Origin of the sequence: Kitasatospora sp. NPDC057965 (assembly GCF_042887135.1) — a bacterium.
Lineage (GTDB): Bacteria > Actinomycetota > Actinomycetes > Streptomycetales > Streptomycetaceae > Kitasatospora.
In genome coordinates this window covers 1-18,760 of the sequence record NZ_JBHVPZ010000012.1, presented here as the reverse complement: position 1 = coordinate 18,760, position 18,760 = coordinate 1, and the positions used below count along the sequence as shown (strand labels likewise).

At 74.4% G+C, this 18,760-nt stretch carries 15 protein-coding genes; 11 read left to right on the top strand and 4 right to left on the bottom strand.

The features are described 5' to 3' along the window. Positions 1-136: 136 nt before the first annotated feature. The 3 genes from ACFVVU_RS17200 to ACFVVU_RS17190 all read left to right on the top strand — a co-directional run bounded on the left by ACFVVU_RS17200 (position 137) and on the right by ACFVVU_RS17190 (position 6,202). Positions 137-406 carry a WhiB family transcriptional regulator gene (locus ACFVVU_RS17200; RefSeq protein ID WP_030310813.1) on the top strand — a complete coding sequence of 90 codons (270 nt, stop codon included), beginning with the start codon at positions 137-139 and terminating at the stop codon, positions 404-406. A 234-nt stretch (positions 407-640) separates the two neighbouring features. Next, positions 641-4,507, top strand: coding sequence for a glycosyltransferase (locus ACFVVU_RS17195; protein ID WP_387790668.1), 3,867 nt, complete (start codon positions 641-643; stop codon positions 4,505-4,507). Positions 4,508-4,513: 6 nt separating this feature from the next. Next, a complete protein-coding gene (locus ACFVVU_RS17190; protein WP_387790666.1) occupies positions 4,514-6,202 on the top strand; it encodes a DUF5719 family protein in 1,689 nt (562 codons plus the stop codon). 62 nt (positions 6,203-6,264) lie between these two features. On the opposite strand, the gene ACFVVU_RS17185 is transcribed toward ACFVVU_RS17190, so the two are convergent. Further along, on the bottom strand, positions 6,265-6,717 hold the full coding sequence (locus tag ACFVVU_RS17185) for a metallopeptidase family protein (protein ID WP_355373231.1): 453 nt from the start codon (positions 6,715-6,717) through the stop codon (positions 6,265-6,267). Positions 6,718-6,881: 164 nt separating this feature from the next. Between ACFVVU_RS17185 and ACFVVU_RS17180 the strand changes: the two genes are divergently transcribed. The 6 genes from ACFVVU_RS17180 to ahcY all read left to right on the top strand — a co-directional run bounded on the left by ACFVVU_RS17180 (position 6,882) and on the right by ahcY (position 13,410). Beyond that, positions 6,882-7,247, top strand: coding sequence for a DUF3499 domain-containing protein (locus ACFVVU_RS17180; protein ID WP_380684603.1), 366 nt, complete (start codon positions 6,882-6,884; stop codon positions 7,245-7,247). A 207-nt stretch (positions 7,248-7,454) separates the two neighbouring features. Beyond that, entirely contained in the window at positions 7,455-8,837 is a 1,383-nt protein-coding gene (locus ACFVVU_RS17175) for a phosphomannomutase/phosphoglucomutase (protein ID WP_387790664.1), read from the top strand. Positions 8,838-8,935: 98 nt separating this feature from the next. After that, positions 8,936-9,118, top strand: a complete 183-nt coding sequence (locus ACFVVU_RS17170; RefSeq protein ID WP_380684601.1) for a Trm112 family protein — start codon at positions 8,936-8,938, stop codon at positions 9,116-9,118. A 109-nt stretch (positions 9,119-9,227) separates the two neighbouring features. Beyond that, positions 9,228-10,517: an SIS domain-containing protein gene (locus ACFVVU_RS17165; RefSeq protein WP_387790662.1), complete on the top strand. Its 1,290-nt coding sequence runs from the start codon at positions 9,228-9,230 to the stop codon at positions 10,515-10,517. Between the two features lie 144 nt (positions 10,518-10,661). Then, a complete protein-coding gene (locus ACFVVU_RS17160; protein ID WP_380684599.1) occupies positions 10,662-11,639 on the top strand; it encodes a cation diffusion facilitator family transporter in 978 nt (325 codons plus the stop codon). A gap of 322 nt (positions 11,640-11,961) precedes the next feature. Then, positions 11,962-13,410 carry an adenosylhomocysteinase gene (gene ahcY / locus ACFVVU_RS17155; RefSeq protein WP_380684597.1) on the top strand — a complete coding sequence of 483 codons (1,449 nt, stop codon included), beginning with the start codon at positions 11,962-11,964 and terminating at the stop codon, positions 13,408-13,410. Between the two features lie 91 nt (positions 13,411-13,501). Here ahcY and ACFVVU_RS17150 read toward each other — a convergent pair whose 3' ends face one another. Both ACFVVU_RS17150 and ACFVVU_RS17145 read right to left on the bottom strand, forming a co-directional pair. Continuing rightward, positions 13,502-14,617 (bottom strand): hypothetical protein, encoded by a 1,116-nt coding sequence (locus ACFVVU_RS17150; RefSeq protein ID WP_387790659.1) that lies wholly within the window; start codon positions 14,615-14,617, stop codon positions 13,502-13,504. Then, complete coding sequence (locus ACFVVU_RS17145) at positions 14,614-15,150, bottom strand: SigE family RNA polymerase sigma factor (protein WP_380684595.1); 537 nt, start codon at positions 15,148-15,150, stop codon at positions 14,614-14,616. The genes ACFVVU_RS17150 and ACFVVU_RS17145 overlap by 4 nt, the downstream gene beginning before the upstream one ends. A 116-nt stretch (positions 15,151-15,266) precedes the next feature. On the opposite strand from ACFVVU_RS17145, the gene ACFVVU_RS17140 reads away from it, so the two are divergent. Continuing rightward, entirely contained in the window at positions 15,267-15,920 is a 654-nt protein-coding gene (locus ACFVVU_RS17140; protein ID WP_380684594.1) for a hypothetical protein, read from the top strand. A 35-nt stretch (positions 15,921-15,955) separates the two neighbouring features. On the opposite strand, the gene ACFVVU_RS17135 is transcribed toward ACFVVU_RS17140, so the two are convergent. Then, positions 15,956-16,933, bottom strand: a complete 978-nt coding sequence (locus tag ACFVVU_RS17135) for an RDD family protein (protein WP_387790658.1) — start codon at positions 16,931-16,933, stop codon at positions 15,956-15,958. A 218-nt stretch (positions 16,934-17,151) separates the two neighbouring features. Between ACFVVU_RS17135 and ACFVVU_RS17130 the strand changes: the two genes are divergently transcribed. Then, positions 17,152-18,156 (top strand): stage II sporulation protein M, encoded by a 1,005-nt coding sequence (locus ACFVVU_RS17130; protein ID WP_387790656.1) that lies wholly within the window; start codon positions 17,152-17,154, stop codon positions 18,154-18,156. The last annotated feature ends 604 nt before the right edge of the window (positions 18,157-18,760 follow it).

The following is an 18,760-nucleotide window of genomic DNA, read 5'->3' as shown; positions in this document are numbered from 1 at the left end:
AGTGAATCCTGGCCCCAATACCAGAGCTCGGCTTGACTGGGCCAGAGTGACGCAACTGTAATTTCACTCGTGTCGTCGGCCGCACGAGGCAACGGCAACCACGGGGACGCCAATAGGGGCAGAGGAGGCGCGCCACATGAGCGAGCTCTTTGAGCTGTTGATCGGTGACGGCATCGAGGAGGAAGAGGAACTCGGCTGGCAGGAGCGCGCGCTGTGCGCCCAGACCGACCCGGAATCCTTCTTCCCCGAGAAGGGCGGCTCCACGCGCGAGGCCAAGAAGGTCTGCCTCGCCTGCGAGGTCCGCTCCGAGTGCCTGGAGTACGCCCTCGCCAATGACGAGCGCTTCGGCATCTGGGGCGGTCTCTCCGAGCGCGAGCGCCGCCGGCTCAAGAAGAGCGCCGTCTGACCGGGGTGGACGCGTCCCCCCGATCCCCGGACCCCGGATCCTCGAACACCCGGCCCGCACGGACGAGCTGTCACGAAGCGCCTCACCACCCTTGGTGAGGCGCTTTCGCGTTCCCGGCCGGGCGCCCGGGACGGACACCGTGGACGGAGCCGCAACCCGGAGCCGTTAGTGTGGTGCGCCATCCGGTTGCCGTTCACCGGCTGTGTCCACCGAGAACTGGGGCCCGCGCACGCGATGACCGTCTACAGCCACCAGAGCGGCCTCTCCTCCAGCAGGCCGCCCGCCTACCCGCGCCATCTGGTCACCGCCGTGATCGTCTCGCACGACGGCGCCCGCTGGCTGCCCCGGGCCCTCGCCGGCCTGCTCGGCCAGGACCGCCCGGTGCAGCGTGTGCTCGCCGTCGACACCGGCTCCACCGACGACTCCCCGCGCCTGCTCGCCGAGACCCTCGCCGACTGGCTCCCGGAGAGCGGCCCGACCGTCCTCGGCCGCCGGGCCGGCTTCGGCACCGCCGTCGGCGAGGCCGTCTTCAACAGCCCCCCGCTGCGCGCCGAGGACCTGCCCTACCGGCTGGACCCCTCCGGCTACGACCCGGTCACCGGTGGCTGGGACGACTTCGGCGACCCGCTGGGCGAGCAGGACGACCTCGGCCGCGGCGGCCCCCGGGAGACGCAGCCCGTCGAGTGGCTCTGGCTGCTGCACGACGACTGCGAACCGCAGACCGACGCGCTGCGCCGGCTGCTCCAGGTCGCCGACTCCACCCCCAGCGCCGCCGTCGTCGGTCCCAAGCTGCGCAGCTGGTACGACCGCCGGCAGCTGCTGGAGGTCGGCGTCAGCATCGCCCGCTCCGGCCGCCGCTGGACCGGCCTCGACCGGCGCGAGCAGGACCAGGGCCAGCACGACCAGGTCCGCCCGGTGCTCGCCGTCTCCACCGCCGGCATGCTGGTGCGCCGCGACGTCTTCGAGGCGCTCGGCGGCTTCGACCGGGCGCTGCCGCTGATGCGCGACGACACCGACTTCTGCTGGCGGGTCAACGCCGCCGGCCACCGCGTCGTGGTCGCCCCGGACGCCGTGCTCCGGCACGCCGAGGCCGCCAGCCGCGAGCGCCGCGCGATCGACTGCGGCCCCGCCCACCCGCACCGGGTGGACAAGGCCGGCGCCGTCTACACCCTGCTCGCCAACTCCAAGGGCGCGCTCCTCCCCTACGTCCTGCTGCGGCTGGTGCTCGGCACCCTGCTGCGGGTGGTCGCCAACCTGCTCGGCAAGGACCCCAAGCAGGCCTTCGACGAACTCGCCGGCCTCGGCCACGAACTCGTCCGGCTGCCCCGGCTGCTGGCCGCCCGCAAACGCCGCGCCCGCAGCCGCGCCGCCGACGCCCTGGACGACCGCACGCTCTTCCCCGCACCCGGCGCCACCGCCCGGCTCGCCGTCGAGGGCGTCGTCGGCTCGCTCGGCATAGGGGGCGGCGACGACGCCGGCGCCGGCCGGCACGGCACCGCCGAGGCCGGCGGCGACGAGGACGCCGAGGACCTGGTCGTCGAGCAGTTCGCGCTGGTCAAGAAGCTCGTCCGGCGCCCCGCCCCGGTGCTGTTCGCCGCCCTGCTGGTGTTCGCCCTGGTCGCCTGCCGCGGCCTGCTCGGCGCCGACTCCCTGTTCGGCGGCGCCCTGCTGCCCGCCACCGACGGCGCGGCCGGGCTCTGGTCGATGTACGCCGACGCCTGGCACCCCGTCGGCACCGGTTCCACCGCCGCCTCGCCGCCCTACCTCGCGGTGCTGTCCGTCCTCTCCTGGCTGCTGTTCGACCACGCCGACCTCGCGGTCACCCTGCTGGTCGTCCTCGCCGTGCCGCTCTCCGCCGTCAGCGCCTACCTGGTCTCCCGGCCGCTGATCGACTCCAAGCTGGTCCGCGCCTGGGCCAGCGCCACCTACGCGCTGCTGCCCGCCGCCACCGGCGCGCTCGCCCAGGGCCGGATCGGTACCGCCGTGCTGGCCGTGCTGCTGCCGCCGCTGGCCCGCGCCGCCGCGATCACCGCCGGCCTCGGCATCCGGGACGAGAGCGCCGCCAAGGGCGCCCGCCCCGGCTGGCGGCCCGCCTGGATGACCGTCCTGCTGCTCACCCTGGCCACCGCCTTCGTCCCGCTGATCTGGGCGCTGGCCGTCCCGCTCTGCCTGGCCATGCTGGTCGTCGCGGTGGTCCGCGGCGGTGCCTTCGGCTCCGGCGTCACGGCGCTGCGGCTGCTCGGCCTGCGCGTCCTGGTGATCCTCGCGGTGCCGGTCGGCGTGCTCGCGCCCTGGTCGCTCCAGGTGCTGACGCACCCGCAGCGACTGCTGCTCGAAGCCGGTCTGCCCGGTCTGCACGGCGCCGGGCCGACCGCCGCCGGGCTGCTCCTGGTCAACCCGGGCGGCGCGGGCGTGCCGCCGGTGTGGCTCTCCGCCGGTGTGGTGCTCGCCGCGCTGGCCGCCCTGCTGCGCGCCGACCGCCGCCGCGCGGTGCTCGCCGCCTGGGGCGCCGCCGGTGCCGGACTGGTCTTCGCCGTCGCGGTGGCCGGCACCTCGGTGACCCCGGCCTCCGGCGGCCCGGCCGTTCCCGCGTGGTCCGGCCCCGCCACCCTGCTGGCCGGCGTGGCCCTGCTCGCCGCCGCCGCGATCGGCGCCGACGGCGCCAACGCCCGGGTGGCCGGCATCGCCTTCGGCTGGCGCCAGCCGGTCGCCGCCCTGGTGGTGGCCGCCGCCGTGCTCGCCCCGCTGGGCACCGGCCTCTGGTGGGCCGTCACCGGCGCCGACGGTCCGCTGCACCGCGGCCGCGGCGCCCAGGTGCCCGCGTTCATCGCCGAGCAGGCCGGTACCACCGACCGCTCCCGCACCCTGGTCGTCACCGGCGACCCGAAGGGCGGCTCGGTCGGCTACACCGTGGTCCGCGGCGCCGGTCTGACGCTCGGCCAGGCCGAGTCCACCGTCGACCCGGCCACCGGCACCACGGCCGGCCTGGACCGCACGGTCGGCAGCCTGCTGGCCGGCTCCGGCGCCGACCAGGCGGGCGCGCTCTCCCGCTACGGCATCGCCTACGTACTGGTCGACCAGCCGCTGATCGGCGTCTTCAAGGACGTCCTGGACACCACCCCCGGCCTGGTCAAGGCCAACCAGGACGGCGGCGCCGCACTCTGGCAGGTCGACGGCACCCCCGCCACCCGCGCGCTGATCACCGCCCCCGGCACCGTCCCGGTGGTCGTCCCGGCCGGTGAGCGCGACCTGGACACCACCCTGCCGGCCGGCCCCGAGGGCCGGGTGCTGCGACTGGCCGAGTCCGCCGCCCCGGAGTGGAAGGCGACCCTGGACGGCACCGCCCTGGAGCCGGTCACCGTCGACGGCTGGGCGCAGGGCTTCAAGCTCCCGGCCGGCGGCGGCAAGCTGCTGGTCACCCGGGAGGGCAGCCTGCTGCACACCGGCTGGATCTGGGCCCAGCTGCTGCTCGGCCTGACCGTGCTGGTGCTGGCGCTGCCCGGCCGGCGCAGCCACAAGGACGACGACCTGCCCGAGGACGTGGTCGAGGCCGCCGCGCTGGCCGCCGCCGCCCAGGCGCAGGCCCCGGCCCCCGGCAGCCGCCGGGCCCGCCGGATGGCCGAGCGCGGCGAGGGCGCCGAGAGCCCGGTCCCGGACACGGACGAACCGGAGACCGGGGTGTACGAGGGCCGGCCGGGCACCATCCCGGCGCAGTCCGCGGCCGAGCCGGTGGCCGGAGCGGTCCAGGCGGCAGCCGCCGCCCAGGAGGCCGAGCCGTACACCGACCCGTACCAGGCGTACCCGCAGGCCGACCCGTACAGCTACGACCCCTACGCCGCCCAGCAGCCGGTGGGCGCACCGTACGGCGGCCAGGGCTACGGCGGCCAGGACGGCTACCAGCAGCAGGGCTACCCGCCGTACCCGGCGGAGCAGCAGTACGGCTACGACCCCTACCAGCAGGCCGCCCAGCAGACCGGCCAGCAGCCGTGGGTGCCGGGCCAGCAGCAGGCCGAGCCCTACTACGAGCAGCCGGACCCGAACGAGCCCCACGACCCGAACGGCCCGGGCCGGTACCCGCACCACCACGGATCGGGGAGCTGACCCGCGATGAAGAAGCCCGCCTTCAGGAAGAAGTCCGCCGCACCGGACACCGTCCCCGCGGCCGAGCCCGCCGGGGCCCCGGGCGGCGCCCCCGCGCCGAAGGGCTCGGGTGCGGCGAAGACCACCCAGTCGCTGCTGGCCGCGGCCGTGGTGCTCGCGGCGGTGGTCGGCATCGCCGAGCTCCGCCCGCCGGCCGCCCCGGCCCGCACCGACGCGGCCACCGCCACCTCGGCGCAGGTCGAGCGGAGCACCGCGGTCTGCCCGCTGCCGCTGCAGGGCCTCACCGGCTCCACCAGCCTCACCGCCTACACCCCGCCGGGCGCCGGCGAGGCCACCGGCGGTGCGGGCTGGCTCTCCGACGCGGCCGCGCCCGCCGCCCCGCCCGCCGCCGCCCCCAGCGGCGCGCCCGCGACCCCGGCCGCCACCGGCGCGCCCGCTCCCGCGGCGCCCACCGCCGCCGCGGCCGTGGACAAGGACACCGCCCCGGCCGACGCCCGGCTCACCCTGGCCAAGCCCGGCACCCCGGTGACCGCCCCCGCCGCCAACGGCGACATCGCCCCCGGCGCCGGGGCCGTCGCCACCGGCGCGCTCGCCCCCGGCTTCACCGTCACCCAGACCACCACCGTTACCGAGCAGCGCGGCCTGGGCCTGTCCGGGATCACCTGCACGCCCGCCGGCACCGGCTTCTGGTTCGCCGGCGCCTCCACCGCCGAGGGCCGCACCGACTACATCAGCCTGGTCAACACCGAGTCCAGCGCCGCCGTGGTCGACCTCAAGCTCTACGGCGACAAGGGCCTGATCGAGAACGACGCCGGCAACGGCATCACCATCGCCCCCGGCAGCTCGCAGTCGGTGCTGCTGCCGACCCTCAGCAAGGGCCAGGTCGCCGACCTCGCCGTGCACGTGGTGGCCCGCAGCGGCCGGGTCGGCGCCGCCCTGCACGCCGCCGACGGCAGCAAGGGCGCCGACTGGGTGCCCGCCTCCGCCGACCCGGCGCCCGTCCAGGTGCTGCCCGGCCTGCCCGCCGACACCACGGCCGCCCGCCTGGTCGTCTGGGCCCCGCCGGAGGACGACGCCGACCTCAAGATCGAGCTCTCCGGCAAGAACGGCTGGTTCACCCCGGCCGGCAACGAGTCCATCCACGTCAAGGCCGGCATGGTGGCCGCCGTCGACCTCGGCAAGGTGACCCGCGACGAGGTCGCCGGCCTGCGGGTGTCGCCCAGCGACGACAAGCACCCCACCCCGGTGGTGGCCGGCCTGCGGGTCGACCGCGCCGCCGCCAACGGCAAGTCCGACGCCGCCTGGCTGACCGGCACCGTGCCGGTCGGCGCCCGCGCCACCGTCGCCGACAACCGGGGCGGCGGCGCGTCCACGCTCTTCCTCACCTCCACCGGCGAGGCCGCGACCGTCCGGGTCACCGCCTCGGCCGGCACCGGCGGCGGAACCCCCGCCACCAAGGAGGTCCAGCTGCCGGCCGGCGGCACGGTCGCCCTCCCGGCGCCCGAGCCCGCCGGACTCAACGGGAGCTACGCGCTCACCGTGGAGACCGTCTCCGGCGGCCCGGTCGTCGCCGCCCGGATGCTCGCGATCACCACCAAGGACGTGCCGATGTTCACCGTCCAGGCGCTGCGCGACGACCGCTCCAGCGTCAAGGTCCCGCACGCCGCCCAGGACCCGGGCGTGGTCCTGCGCTGAACGCGCCCGCAACGCCGGAGGGGCCGCACCCGTGATCGGGTGCGGCCCCTCCGGCGTTCCGCTCAGTCCTCGTCGTAGCGCGGGTCGATCGCGTCGGGGGAGAGCCCCAGCAGCTCCGCCACCTGTTCGATCAGGATCTCGTGCACCAGCGCCGCGCGGTCCTCCCGCGACTTCGCCCGGATCTCGACCGGCCGCCGGTACACCACGATCTGGCTCTTGCGGCCCTGCCGGCCCGGCGAGACCCGGCCCAGCGGCACCCCGCCGTCCGGATCGGTGCCGTCCTGCTCGTGCAGCGGCACCTCCTGGACGGCGAACTCGACCTCGATCAGCTGCGGCCAGCGCCGCTCCAGCCGCTCCACCGACTCGCGCACGTAGTCGTCGAACAACTCGGAGCGGGTGAGCGAGATCGGGACCTGCGGCGGCGCCAACGGGCCGCGCAGACCCCGGCCGTGCCGGTCACGGTGCCGCGGGCGGCGTGAGGGACCCGTCGATGACTGCGGTGCGGAGCTGTCCATATCACTGCCGAGAGTAGTCCTTGGACGCCAGGAAGTGGACCACCCCCGCAGCTGTTCGCCCGGGGCGAGCGGAGCGACCGGGCGGCGCGCGGGCGACGACACGGCACCCCCTCCGGACAGGCGGTCTTCGCTCCCCGGCAGGGAGTGCTGTACCGTCCACCCTCGTGAGCTCTGTACGTCGTTGTTCGCGGACCGCGTGCGGCCGTCCGGCCGTCGCGACGCTGACGTACGTCTACGCGGACTCCACCGCCGTTCTCGGACCGCTCGCCACCTACGCCGAGCCGCACTGCTACGACCTGTGCGCCGAGCACGCCGAGCGCCTCACCGCCCCGCGCGGCTGGGAGGTGGTGCGGCTCGTCGCCGAGGCCGGGCCGCTGCGCCGCAGCAGCGACGACCTGGAGGCGCTCGCCAACGCCGTCCGCGAGGCCGCCCGCCCGCCGACCCCGCGTCAGGGCCGCGCCCCCGAGGGCGAGTCCATCGAGGGCAGCCGCCGCGGCCACCTGCGGGTGCTCCGCTCGCCCGACAACTGACCCGCGCCCGGTCCGGCTCCCGCCCGCACCCCGCCTCCACCCCGCTCCCGCCCCCGCACGAACCGTTCCGCCGGCCCGGGTACGCTCCCCCCTACCGGGTAGCGGCGTTCGCCGTGCCCGGACCTATCGTGACCACGGGGCGACCAGCCCGCCGGCCAGGCCGCCGGCGCGTTCGCCGATCAGACACAGAACCAGGGTGGAGCCGCAGTGCGCGACCTCAAGCAGCTCGTGAAGGCGTACGACGTACGGGGCGTCGTCCCGGACCAGTGGGACGAGAACCTCTCCCGCGCCTTCGGCGCCGCGTTCGTGCAGGTCACCGGAGCGACCGCGATCGTGGTCGGCCACGACATGCGCCCCTCCTCCCCGTCGCTGAGCCTGGCCTTCGCCGAGGGCGCGGCCGGCTACGGCGCCGACGTCGTGCGGATCGGCCTCTGCTCGACCGACCAGCTGTACTACGCCAGCGGCGCCTTCGACCTGCCCGGCGCGATGTTCACCGCCAGCCACAACCCGGCCCAGTACAACGGCATCAAGCTCTGCCGGGCCGGCGCCGCCCCGGTCGGCCAGGACACCGGCCTCGCCGAGATCCGCGAGCTGGTCGAGTCCTGGACCGGCGCGGACGACACCGTCACCGTCCCGGCCCGCGACGTCGCCCCGGGCACCCTCTCCGAGCGGGAGACCCTGCGCGGCTACGCCGACCACCTGCTCGGCCTGGTCGACCTCACCGCGATCCGCCCGCTCAAGGTCGTCGTCGACGCCGGCAACGGCATGGGCGGCCACACCGTGCCCACCGTCTTCGACGGCCTGCCGATCGAGCTCGTCCCGATGTACTTCGAGCTGGACGGCACCTTCCCCAACCACGAGGCCAACCCGCTCGACCCGAAGAACCTGGTCGACCTGCAGGCCCGGGTCCGCGAGGTCGGCGCCGACCTGGGCCTCGCCTTCGACGGCGACGCCGACCGCTGCTTCGTCGTCGACGAGCGCGGCGAGCCGGTCTCCCCGTCGGCCATCACCGCGCTGGTCGCCGCCCGCGAGATCGCCCGCGCCAAGGCCGCCGGCGAGGCCGAGCCGACGATCATCCACAACCTGATCACCTCCTGGACCGTCCCCGAGGTGGTCCGCGAGCTCGGCGGCACGCCCGTGCGCACCCGCGTCGGCCACTCCTTCATCAAGCAGGAGATGGCCGTCACCGACGCCGTCTTCGGCGGCGAGCACTCCGCGCACTACTACTTCCGCGACTTCTGGCGCGCCGACACCGGCATGCTCGCCGCGCTGCACGTGCTGGCGGCCCTCGGCGGGCAGCCCGGCAGCCTCTCCGCGCTCACCGCCGAGTACGACCGGTACGCCGCCTCCGGCGAGATCAACAGCACCGTCGCCGACCAGGCCGGCCGCACCGCCGCCGTCCGCGCCGCCTTCGCCGTCGAGGGCACCACCGTCGACGAGCTGGACGGCCTCACCGTGGCCGGGCCGGACTGGTGGTTCAACCTGCGCGCCTCCAACACCGAGCCGCTGCTGCGCTTGAACGTCGAGGCCAAGGACCCGGCGAAGATGGCCGAGCTGCGCGACGGCGTGCTGGCCCTCGTCCGCGCCTGACGTCCGGCCCCGATGCCCCGGCCGGTAGGGTTTCCTCCGGCCGGGGCACCGCCGTGCCGCCGACGAACCGCCCGCACCGAGACCGGAGACCGAACGCCATGAAGCTCGAATCCTTCCTGCTGGAGATCCTGGTCTGCCCGCAGTGCCGGGCCGCGCTCACCGAGGGCGGCACCGAGGAGCAGCCGGAGCTGCTCTGCACCGGCCAGGACTGCGGCCTCGTCTACCCGGTGCGCGACGGCATTCCGGTCCTGCTGGTGGACGAGGCCCGCCGACCGGCCTGATCCTGGACGGGGCGGCTCCGCCCCGACCGGCCACCGCCCGGGACCGGCCCCCTGCCGCGTCCGCCGTCCGCCGTCCTCAGCGCCCAGCCACCAGCCGGAGGCCCGCCGCATGCTCGACGACACCCTGCTCGACGACCCGGCCGCCCTCCAGCGCGCCGACCACGACCGCGCGCTGCTCGCCCTCGCCGGCTCCGGCGCCCGGGTCCGCACCGCCCTGCGGCTCGCCGACGCCGCCGGGCTGGACCGGCTGCGCCCCGACGGCCGCCCGCGTGCCGTCCTGGTCGCCGGGCACGGCAGCGCGCTGACCGCCGGCGAGATGCTGGCCGCCCTGGCCGGGACGGCCGGCCTGATCGCCCCGCTGCCGCCCACCGACGCCGCTCCCGTCCCGCGCCCCGACCGCGCCACCGCCCCGGCCGCCTTCACCGCAGGCCTGGCCTGGCAGCTCCCCGGCTGGGCGGGCCCGCTCGACCTGCTGGTGATCAGCTCCGCCGACGGCGGCGAACGGGGCCTGGTCGCGCTCGCCGAGCAGGCCTACGCGCGCGGCTGCGCGATCGTCGTCACCGCGCCCGAGGACAGCCCGCTCGCCGAGGCCGCCCGGCAGGTCCGCGCCCTGCCGCTGCCCTTCGTGCCGTCCGCCGTCGAGGCCGCCGAGCCGGGTGGGCCGGCAGGCCACGGCGCCGAGCCGGACCTGCCCGCCGAGGACCCGGCGGCGCTCTGGGCCCACCTCGCCCCGCTGCTCGCGCTCACCCAGAAGCTCGGCGTCACCCAGCTGGCCTACGACGCGCTGCCGCTCACCGCCGACCTGCTGGACGCCACCGCCGTCCGCTGCCGGCCGGACGCCGCCGCGTACACCAACCCGGCGAAGGGGCTGGCCGCCCGGCTGGCCGGGACCGTCCCGCTGCTCTGGGCCGAGGGCCCGGTCGCCGGTGCGGCGGCGACCCGGTTCGCCGCCCAGCTCGCCGACCGGGCCGGACGCCCCGCGCTGGCGGGCCTGCTGCCGCAGGCGCTGACCGCGCACCGCGGCATGTTCACCGGGCAGCTCGGCGCGGGCGCCGACCCCGACGACTTCTTCCGTGACCGGGTCGAGGAGCCGGACCCGCTGCACCTCCAGGTCCTGCTGCTGCGGCACGTCCCCGGCGAGGCGCCGTCCGGTGCCGGGCCGTCCGGTGCCGGGCCGTCCGGCCCGGAGGCGGACGCCGGCCCCACCGAGGTGCCGGCCGACGACGCCGGTCCGCGCAGCTTCGGCGCCGCCCGGGCGCACCGGCTCGCCGCCGCGCACGACGTCCGGCTGACCGAGTACGCCAGCCACCGCGCCGACCCGCTGCACGCGCTGGCCGACCTGGTGGCGCTCACCGACTTCGCCGCCGTCTACCTGGGCCTCGCCGCCGCACAGTCCTGAGCCACCGTCCGGCCCGGGTCCCGGGCCGGTCGTTCCGGGCCGTCGCCGGGCGGCCCGGTACCGTATGCGGTCGACGACGACCGGGACACCGGACGACCGGGTACGGGCCGCGCGGACGGCCCCCGACGGAGGGACCTTCCGAGCATGAGTACCGAAGGCGGTACCAAGGCGCTGGTCGCGGCGCTGACCGCGAACCTGGGCATCGCGGTGAGCAAGTTCGTGGCCTTCGCCTTCTCCGGCTCCTCCTCGATGCTCGCCGAGGGCGTCCACTCGCTGGCCGACTCCGGCAACCAGGTGCTGCTGCTGGTCGGCGGCAAGCGGGCGCAGCGGGCCGCCACCCCCGAGCACCCCTTCGGCTACGGGCGCGAGCGGTACATCTACGCGTTCCTGGTGTCGATCGTGCTGTTCAGCCTCGGCGGCATGTTCGCGCTCTACGAGGGCTACGAGAAGATCGCCCACCCGCACGAGCTGGAGAACTGGTACTGGCCGGTGGGCGTGCTGGTGTTCGCCGTCGCGCTGGAGGGCTGGTCGTTCTTCACCGCGTTCCGCGAGGCCCGCAAGGACAAGGGGACGCACGGCTGGTCGGCGTACATCCGCCGGGCCAAGGCGCCGGAGCTGCCGGTCGTGCTGCTGGAGGACAGCGGCGCGCTGATCGGTCTGGTGCTGGCGCTGTTCGGCGTCGGGATGACCGCGATCACCGGGGACGGCGTCTGGGACGGCGTCGGCACCCTCTGCATCGGCCTGCTGCTGGTCGTCATCGCGTTCGTGCTGGCGGTCGAGACCCGCTCGCTGCTGCTCGGCGAGTCGGCCCACCCCGAGGTGGTGGGCCGGATCCGGGACGCGCTGGTCGACCACGACTCGGTGGACCGGGTGATCCACATGCGCACCCTGCACCTCGGTCCCGAGGAGCTGCTGGTCGCCGCCAAGATCGCCGTCCCGGCCGACTCGACGGCCACCGAGGTCGCCGAGGCCATCGACGCCGCCGAGGTGCGGGTCCGGCGGGCGGTGCCGATCGCCCGGGTGATCTACCTGGAGCCGGACATCTACAGCGCGGAGAAGGCGGCGGCGGGCGACGACCCGTACGCCACGCCCGGCGGGCCCGTTCCCGGCGGCGCGCACTGAGGTGCCCGGCCGCCCCGGGCGGAGGCCGAAAACGGCCGTAGCGGGCCGCCGTCCGGGGCCGTCGGTGTAGATTCGTCCCCAGAGCCAGAACGTCGCTGCTGATGGCGGTCGATCGGCGGCCCGCCCCCGAGGGGGTGCGCGCCGGTCGAGGGAGAGAGGTCCTCCGACGGTTTGTGCCGAGCAACGGGTCATCCGTGCCGCGCCGGTCGATCGTGCCGCGGGCCGGGCGCCCCGGCGTCGCCGCACACCCGCGCGGCCCGCCGTGTTGTGACGCACTCCAGGACCTCGGCCCACGCCCCACCCGTCAGCGAGGAGCAGACGCATGTCGACCGACACCACCGGTGACTTCAAGGTCGCCGACCTTTCCCTGGCCCCGTTCGGCCGCAAGGAGATCCAGCTCGCCGAGCACGAGATGCCCGGCCTGATGGCGATCCGCGCCGAGTACGCCGAGTCGCAGCCGCTGGCCGGCGCCCGGATCACCGGCTCGCTGCACATGACCGTGCAGACCGCCGTCCTCATCGAGACCCTCACCGCCCTCGGCGCCGAGGTCCGCTGGTGCTCCTGCAACATCTTCTCCACCCAGGACCACGCCGCCGCGGCCATCGCGGTCGGCCCGGAGGGCACCCCGGAGAACCCGCAGGGCGTGCCGGTCTTCGCCTGGAAGGGCGAGACCCTGGAGGAGTACTGGTGGTGCACCGAGCAGGCGCTGACCTGGCCTGACGGCAAGACCCCGAACATGATCCTGGACGACGGCGGTGACGCCACCCTGCTGATCCACAAGGGCGTCGAGTTCGAGAAGGCCGGTGCCGCGCCGGACCCGTCGACCGCCGACAACGACGAGTTCCGCATCATCCTGGAGCTGCTCAACCGCACGCTCGTGGAGACGCCGAACAAGTGGACCGAGGTCGCCGCCACCATCAAGGGCGTCACCGAGGAGACCACCACCGGCGTCCACCGCCTGTACGAGATGCACCGTGACGGCAAGCTGCTGTTCCCGGCGATCAACGTCAACGACTCGGTCACCAAGTCGAAGTTCGACAACAAGTACGGCTGCCGCCACTCGCTGATCGACGGCATCAACCGCGCCACCGACGTGCTGATCGGCGGCAAGGTCGCCGTCGTCTGCGGCTACGGCGACGTCGGCAAGGGCTGCGCCGAGTCGCTGCGCGGCCAGGGCGCCCGGGTCATCGTCACCGAGATCGACCCGATCTGCGCGCTGCAGGCCGCGATGGACGGCTACCAGGTCGCCACCCTGGACGACGTCGTCGAGACCGCCGACATCTTCATCACCACCACCGGCAACAAGGACATCATCCTGGCCTCGCACATGGCCCGGATGAAGCACCAGGCCATCGTCGGCAACATCGGCCACTTCGACAACGAGATCGACATCGCCGGCCTCGGCAAGCTCCCGGGCGTCGTGAAGACCGAGGTCAAGCCGCAGGTCCACGAGTGGCGCAAGGCCGACGGCCGCACCATCATCGTGCTCTCCGAGGGCCGCCTGCTGAACCTGGGCAACGCGACCGGCCACCCGTCCTTCGTGATGTCCAACTCCTTCGCCAACCAGACGATCGCCCAGATCGAGCTGTTCACGAAGACCGAGCAGTACCCGATCGGCGTCTACGTGCTGCCGAAGCACCTGGACGAGAAGGTCGCCCGCCTGCACCTCGACGCGCTGGGCGTGAAGCTGACCACCCTCACCCAGGAGCAGGCCGACTACATCGGCGTCCCGGTCGAGGGCCCGTACAAGTCGGAGCAGTACCGCTACTGACGCGGTGACGCCCATCGGCCCCGTGCCGACGCACGCCGGTGGCCGGCACTACCCGAGGGGAGTGCCGGCCACCGGCGTGCGCGGAGCGGGTTCAGTGGAAGACCTCCGTGGTCCAGGCGTTCTCGTCGGTGCCGAGCGAGGTGACCCGGTCGAGCAGGCCGGCGAAGCCGCCGATCGAGGCGAACGGCGCCTCCCCGTCCATCGCCGAGACGCAGAGCTTGACCCCCTGGGAGACCCGGCAGCTGTGCGGCGGTTCCTGGACGGGGAAGCCGAACGGGTTGGTCGGGGTAGGCGTCGGGACGGTGTCGGGCACGGCCGTCAGGGAGATCGACTTGTCGCCCAAGCTGAAGCTGACGGACGCCTCCCAGGCGTGGTTGACGGCGGTCTCCGGACCGTAGTCCAAGCTCGCTCCCGCCGGGGTCAGGCCGGCGGGCAGGTCGTTGACCGTGAACGGCATGGCCACCGCCCGCGGCTCGGTGTGAACCCCGGCGGCGACCTGCACCACCACGTCCGCGACCTGGTCCGCGTCGCTCATGTACGAGGCGTGCAGCTCGGCCCAGCGGCCGTCGGCGGTCTGGAAGCGCAGCGTCCGGTCCAGGCCCGCGCCGGCCGGGTTGTCCGGTGCGATGCCGACCCAGTACGCCGGCCTGCCGTTCACCGGGGCGGCGTCCACCCGGTACCGGGGCCCGGCACCGCCGGAGTCGAGCGCGGGCTCCACCCCGGGCGCGTAGACGGTCAGGAAGAGCAGCTGGCGGTTGAAGTCGGCGGTGGCGTTCGTCTGCTTCGGGCCGATGACCTTGGCCTGCGACATCCCCGGCTGCCCGCTGAAGCCCTTGTTGTAGACGACGGTGTCGAAACCGGCGGGCAGCCGGCCGAAGGTGCCCTGCACCACGAGCGGGTTGTGGCCGGTGTCCGGGCCGAGCGGGGGGCCGGAGGTGCCGGTGGAGGCGGAGGCCGCCGCCACGGTGGAGCCCGAGCGGCCGTCCGGCCAGGCGGTGCTCAGGGTGGCGGCGCCGACCGCCACCGCCGTCACCGCGCCGAGCACGGCCAGGCGCCGGCGCATCAGCCGGGAACGGCCGGTCCGGACGGACCAGGCGGTGTCGGGCGTGGCCGTCGGCGCCGGGGCGTCGGCCAGCGCGGTGAGTTCGAAGACCAGCCGTTGCTCGGTCGCGCTGAGCGGGGAGGAACCGTCGTACGGGTCGTTCACGGTGCGATCCTTTCGGAGGGACCGGCCGCCGCTGCGGCGGTCTCGCGGTCGAGGTGCCGACGCAGCGCGTCGAGGCCCCGGGAGGTCTGGCTCTTGACGTTGCCGGTGGAGCACGCCATCGCGGCGGCGGTCTGCTCGACGGTGAGGTCGCAGTAGTAGCGCAGGACCACCGCCGCCCGTTGACGGGGCGGCAGGGCGGTCAGCGCGGTACGGAGGTCGACCGAGACGTCCAGGTCCGGGCCGGACACCGCCCGCTCCGGGAGGGTGTCCTCCCGGCGGCGCGCCGACCACCGGCCCCACGGCGAGCGCTGCTCGGCGAGGAACGTGTTGACGAGGACCGTCCGCACGTAGCCGTCGATGTTCTCCACTTTGGACATGCGGCCCCAGCGCACGTAGAGCTTGGTGACCGTCTCCTGGACGAGGTCGTCCGCGCGGTGCCAGTCACCGCACAGCAGATAGGCCACCTTGCGCAGCCACGGGGTCCGCGCGGAGGCGTACTCCGTGAACTCGGCGTCTCGGGTCTGCTTCGGCATCGATGGGACTTCCCTTCCGGCGATGCCTCGGTTCGCAGCGCCCACCTCCCTGATGCGGCCCGTCGGGGGGAGGTTGCATGCCGGTCGCGAAAGATCCCGGACGTAGGCTTTCGGGCATGCCCAACGGCCGGTACTCGCTCCACGACACCCATGACCACGTCCTGCTCGGCGAGGAGCGGTTCAGCTGCGCGCCCGGCCCGGCCGGCTGGCGGTACGTCTCCAAGACGTACGCGCCGGACGGCCGCGTCCTCGGCACGGTGGACCTCACCCTGGACTCGCGCGCCCGGCCGCTGCGGATGGAGTTGCGGGCCGGCGGCTGGCAGGTCCGCGGCGGCGCCGTCGACGGGGTCGCCTGGGTGCGGGCCGACGTGGCCGACCCGGCCGGCGAGCAGGCGGTGGAGGGGCACGACCGGGCCCACGGCTTCACCGGGCGCTCGCCCGGGTTCCTGGTCGCCACCGCGCGGTTGCTGCGGCTGCGGGAGGGGGCGAGCGCGCGGGTGCGGCTGGTCGCGTTCACCGAGCCGGTGCTGGCGCCGCGCACCTTCGACCAGGGCTGGCTGCTGGAGGGCGTCGAGACGCATGCGACGGACTCGGGGCCGCTGGTCGTCGAGCGGTACCAGGTGGCGGACCTGGAGACGGGCGAGCAGCAGGTGGTGCACCTGGCCGGGGACGTGGTGCTGGCGGCGGGCGGGGTCGAGCTGGAGGAGCTGGAGTCGCCGCCCAACCCGTGGCCGGCGGAGTTCGGTGACGGCGAGGGCGCGGGCGGCTGACGCGTCGGGCGCTGACGGGGCGGGTGCCTACCGGGTCAGGCGGGCGGGGCGAAGCCGCCGCCGGAGGCCGGGGGCGCCGGCGGTGCGGGCGGCGCCGGTGCGGCCGGGGGAGCGGACAGGGGAGCCGCTGGGGCACCCGGCGGGGTCGGCGGAGCCGGCGGGGTCGGGGCCCAGGCCTGCTGATGGGCGTGGGCCTGGGCGTGCGCCTGCCGCTGGGCCTGCGCCTCGGCCTGGGCCTGCTGGGCCGCGTACCCCTGCGCCCGGCTCCACTCGCGCCGCTGGCGCTCGGTCAGCACCGCCCCCAGGTACGCCGCCGGGTGCACCCCGTACGGCACCGGGTGGCCGGTACGGGCCGCCAGGTCGTCCGCGAGCCGGGCGGACATCTGGTGGGCGACGACCTGGTCCAGCTGGCCGATCCGCCCGAGGAACTGCCGGACGGCCAGCCAGAGCGGCTCAGGCACGGCGGAGAAGTCCAGCGCGACCAGCTCGCCGCCGATCGCCTGCAGCAGCTGCGGGTTCACCGGCGGCAGCGCGATCGCCGAGCCGCTCCCGCCGGGCACCCGCTCGCGGACCACCAGCGTCCCCGCGAAGACGTCGCCCAGCCGCTTGCCCTCCGAGGACACCACCGAGCAGACCACCGCCGGGACCCCGAACAGCACGATGATCTCCAGGAAGCCGACCAGCCCGCGCACCAGCGAGTGCCGGAACCGCACCGGCCCGCCGTCGCTGCGCACCACCCGGAGCCCCAGCGCGGCCTTGCCCAGCGAGCGTCCCCGGGTCAGGGTCTCGATCATGACCGGCAGCGCGACCAGGAAGAAGACGGTCAGTCCGATCGTCACGGCGGCGACCGCCGCACCGTCCAGGTCGACCAGGATCAGGCTCAGCAGCAGGGTGGTCGCCACCAGCCCCGCGATCTGCACGGTGAGGTCGAGGACGATCGCCAGCCCCCGGCTCGGAAGCTTCGCCGCGCGCAGGCCGAGGACGACGGCCTCGCCCGTCACCAGGTCGCTCAAGACACCCGTCCGTTCCCGTCGGTGGTACGCGGTCCGTGGGCGGGGAATCCGGCGGATCGGCCCCCACGATCCCGAGATCTGCTGCCGTCAACATACGGGGCCGCGGAGCCCGCCGGGAAGGGAGGTCCCGACGGTCGCCACGCCGTCCGGCCCTGGCATGCTGGGCCCACCTGTCCGCACCGCCCGACCGCGCCCCGCGCCGACCATGGAGCCGCCGCATGGACCTGGACGTCTTCGTCGCCACCCACCAGGGGGAGTGGGCCCGGCTGGACGCCCTCGCCAGGAAGCGACGCCCGACCGGTGAGGAGGCCGACGAACTCGTCGCCCTCTACCAGCGCGTCACCGGGCACCTGGCCAAGGTCCAGGCCGCGGCGCCCGACCCGACCCTGGAAGGCCGGCTGACCAGCCTGGTCTCGCGGGCCCGCGACGCGGTCACCGGCAGCCGGACCAGCGGCTGGCGGGACGTCGCGCGCTACTACACGGTGAGCTTCCCGGCCGCCCTCTACCGTTCGCGCCGCTGGTGGATCCCGGTCGCGGTGATCTCCCTGCTCGCCACCGCGCTGGTCGCCTGGTGGGTGGCCGGCCACCCCGAGGTCCGCAACAGCCTGGCCGCGCCGGCCGAGCTGCGGGAGATGACCAGGCCCGGCGGCGCGTACGAGACCTACTACTCCGACCGTCCGGCGAGCTCCTTCGCCGCCCAGGTCTGGACGAACAACGCCTGGATCGCCGTCCAGTGCCTGCTGTACGGCGTGGTGCTCGGCCTCCCGGTGCTGTGGGTGCTGCTGAGCAACGTCCTCAACCTCGGCCTCGGCGTAGGGCTGATGGCCTCCGCCGGCCGGCTCGACACCTTCCTCGGCCTGCTCATCCCGCACGGCCTGCTGGAGCTGACCGCCGTCTTCGTGGCCGGCGGCCTGGGGCTGCGCCTCGGCTGGACGATCGTCGACCCCGGCCCGCGCACCCGCGCCACCGCACTCGCCGAACAGGGCCGCTCGATCATCGGCATGGCCATCGGCCTGGCCACGGTGCTGGCGGTGTCGGGCGTCCTGGAGGCGTTCGTGACCCCGTCCGGCCTGCCGACCTGGGCCCGGATCACCATCGGCGTGCTCGCCGAGGTGGCGTTCCTGTTCTATGCGCTGCTGTTGGGCCGAAAGGCCGCCGCGGCCGGAGAAACCGGCGACCTGGACGCGGCCGATCGGGCGGACCTGCAGCCGGTCGCGGCCTGAGCGATGTGATCAACAGGCCCCTGAGCTGCTACTGTTCTCGCAACCCAGCAAAACCATTGACGTGGTTGGGGTGGGCTAGTAGGTTTGAACGGTTGGACCGGCTGGACAACAGCCAGGCTCGGGCGTTAATGTCTACGACACCGCCGAGTCGAGGCGAGTGTGCTTCATCGAATGCGCACCCTCTCCGACAAGGTAAATCCTGGAACTGAGCACACCGAAAGCTTTGATAGGCTTCGGAGCGAAGTTGAAGGAAATCCCCCCAGCGGGAATCGGATGAATGAAACTCCGGAAAACGGAGCGGAAAACGTCTGGTAAGCTGGAAACACGAAAGAACGAAGCGCCCGGAGGGCCGGTGTGAAAGCCGCCTGAAGGAAGCGTCCGTTCCTTGAGAACTCAACAGCGTGCCAAAAGTCAACGCCAGATATGTTGACATCCCCGGCCTCGGACTTGTTCTGGGGTTGGAGATTCCTTTTGAAATAACACTAGCGAGGACGCAGTGCGCGGGATCACCCTATTCCGGTGGTTGCCGTGCCGCTCACCGCGGGTGTGAACCGGATTACCGGTAATCATTCACGGAGAGTTTGATCCTGGCTCAGGACGAACG

Coding starts and splice junctions, on each gene's coding strand:
- ACFVVU_RS17200 (WP_030310813.1), top strand. CDS start 137: ATGAGCGAGCTCTTTGAGCTGTTGATCGGTGACGGCATCGAGGAGGAA.
- ACFVVU_RS17195 (WP_387790668.1), top strand. CDS start 641: ATGACCGTCTACAGCCACCAGAGCGGCCTCTCCTCCAGCAGGCCGCCC.
- ACFVVU_RS17190 (WP_387790666.1), top strand. CDS start 4,514: ATGAAGAAGCCCGCCTTCAGGAAGAAGTCCGCCGCACCGGACACCGTC.
- ACFVVU_RS17185 (WP_355373231.1), bottom strand. CDS start 6,717: ATGGACAGCTCCGCACCGCAGTCATCGACGGGTCCCTCACGCCGCCCG.
- ACFVVU_RS17170 (WP_380684601.1), top strand. CDS start 8,936: ATGAAGCTCGAATCCTTCCTGCTGGAGATCCTGGTCTGCCCGCAGTGC.
- ACFVVU_RS17165 (WP_387790662.1), top strand. CDS start 9,228: ATGCTCGACGACACCCTGCTCGACGACCCGGCCGCCCTCCAGCGCGCC.
- ACFVVU_RS17160 (WP_380684599.1), top strand. CDS start 10,662: ATGAGTACCGAAGGCGGTACCAAGGCGCTGGTCGCGGCGCTGACCGCG.
- ahcY (WP_380684597.1), top strand. CDS start 11,962: ATGTCGACCGACACCACCGGTGACTTCAAGGTCGCCGACCTTTCCCTG.
- ACFVVU_RS17145 (WP_380684595.1), bottom strand. CDS start 15,150: ATGCCGAAGCAGACCCGAGACGCCGAGTTCACGGAGTACGCCTCCGCG.
- ACFVVU_RS17140 (WP_380684594.1), top strand. CDS start 15,267: ATGCCCAACGGCCGGTACTCGCTCCACGACACCCATGACCACGTCCTG.
- ACFVVU_RS17130 (WP_387790656.1), top strand. CDS start 17,152: ATGGACCTGGACGTCTTCGTCGCCACCCACCAGGGGGAGTGGGCCCGG.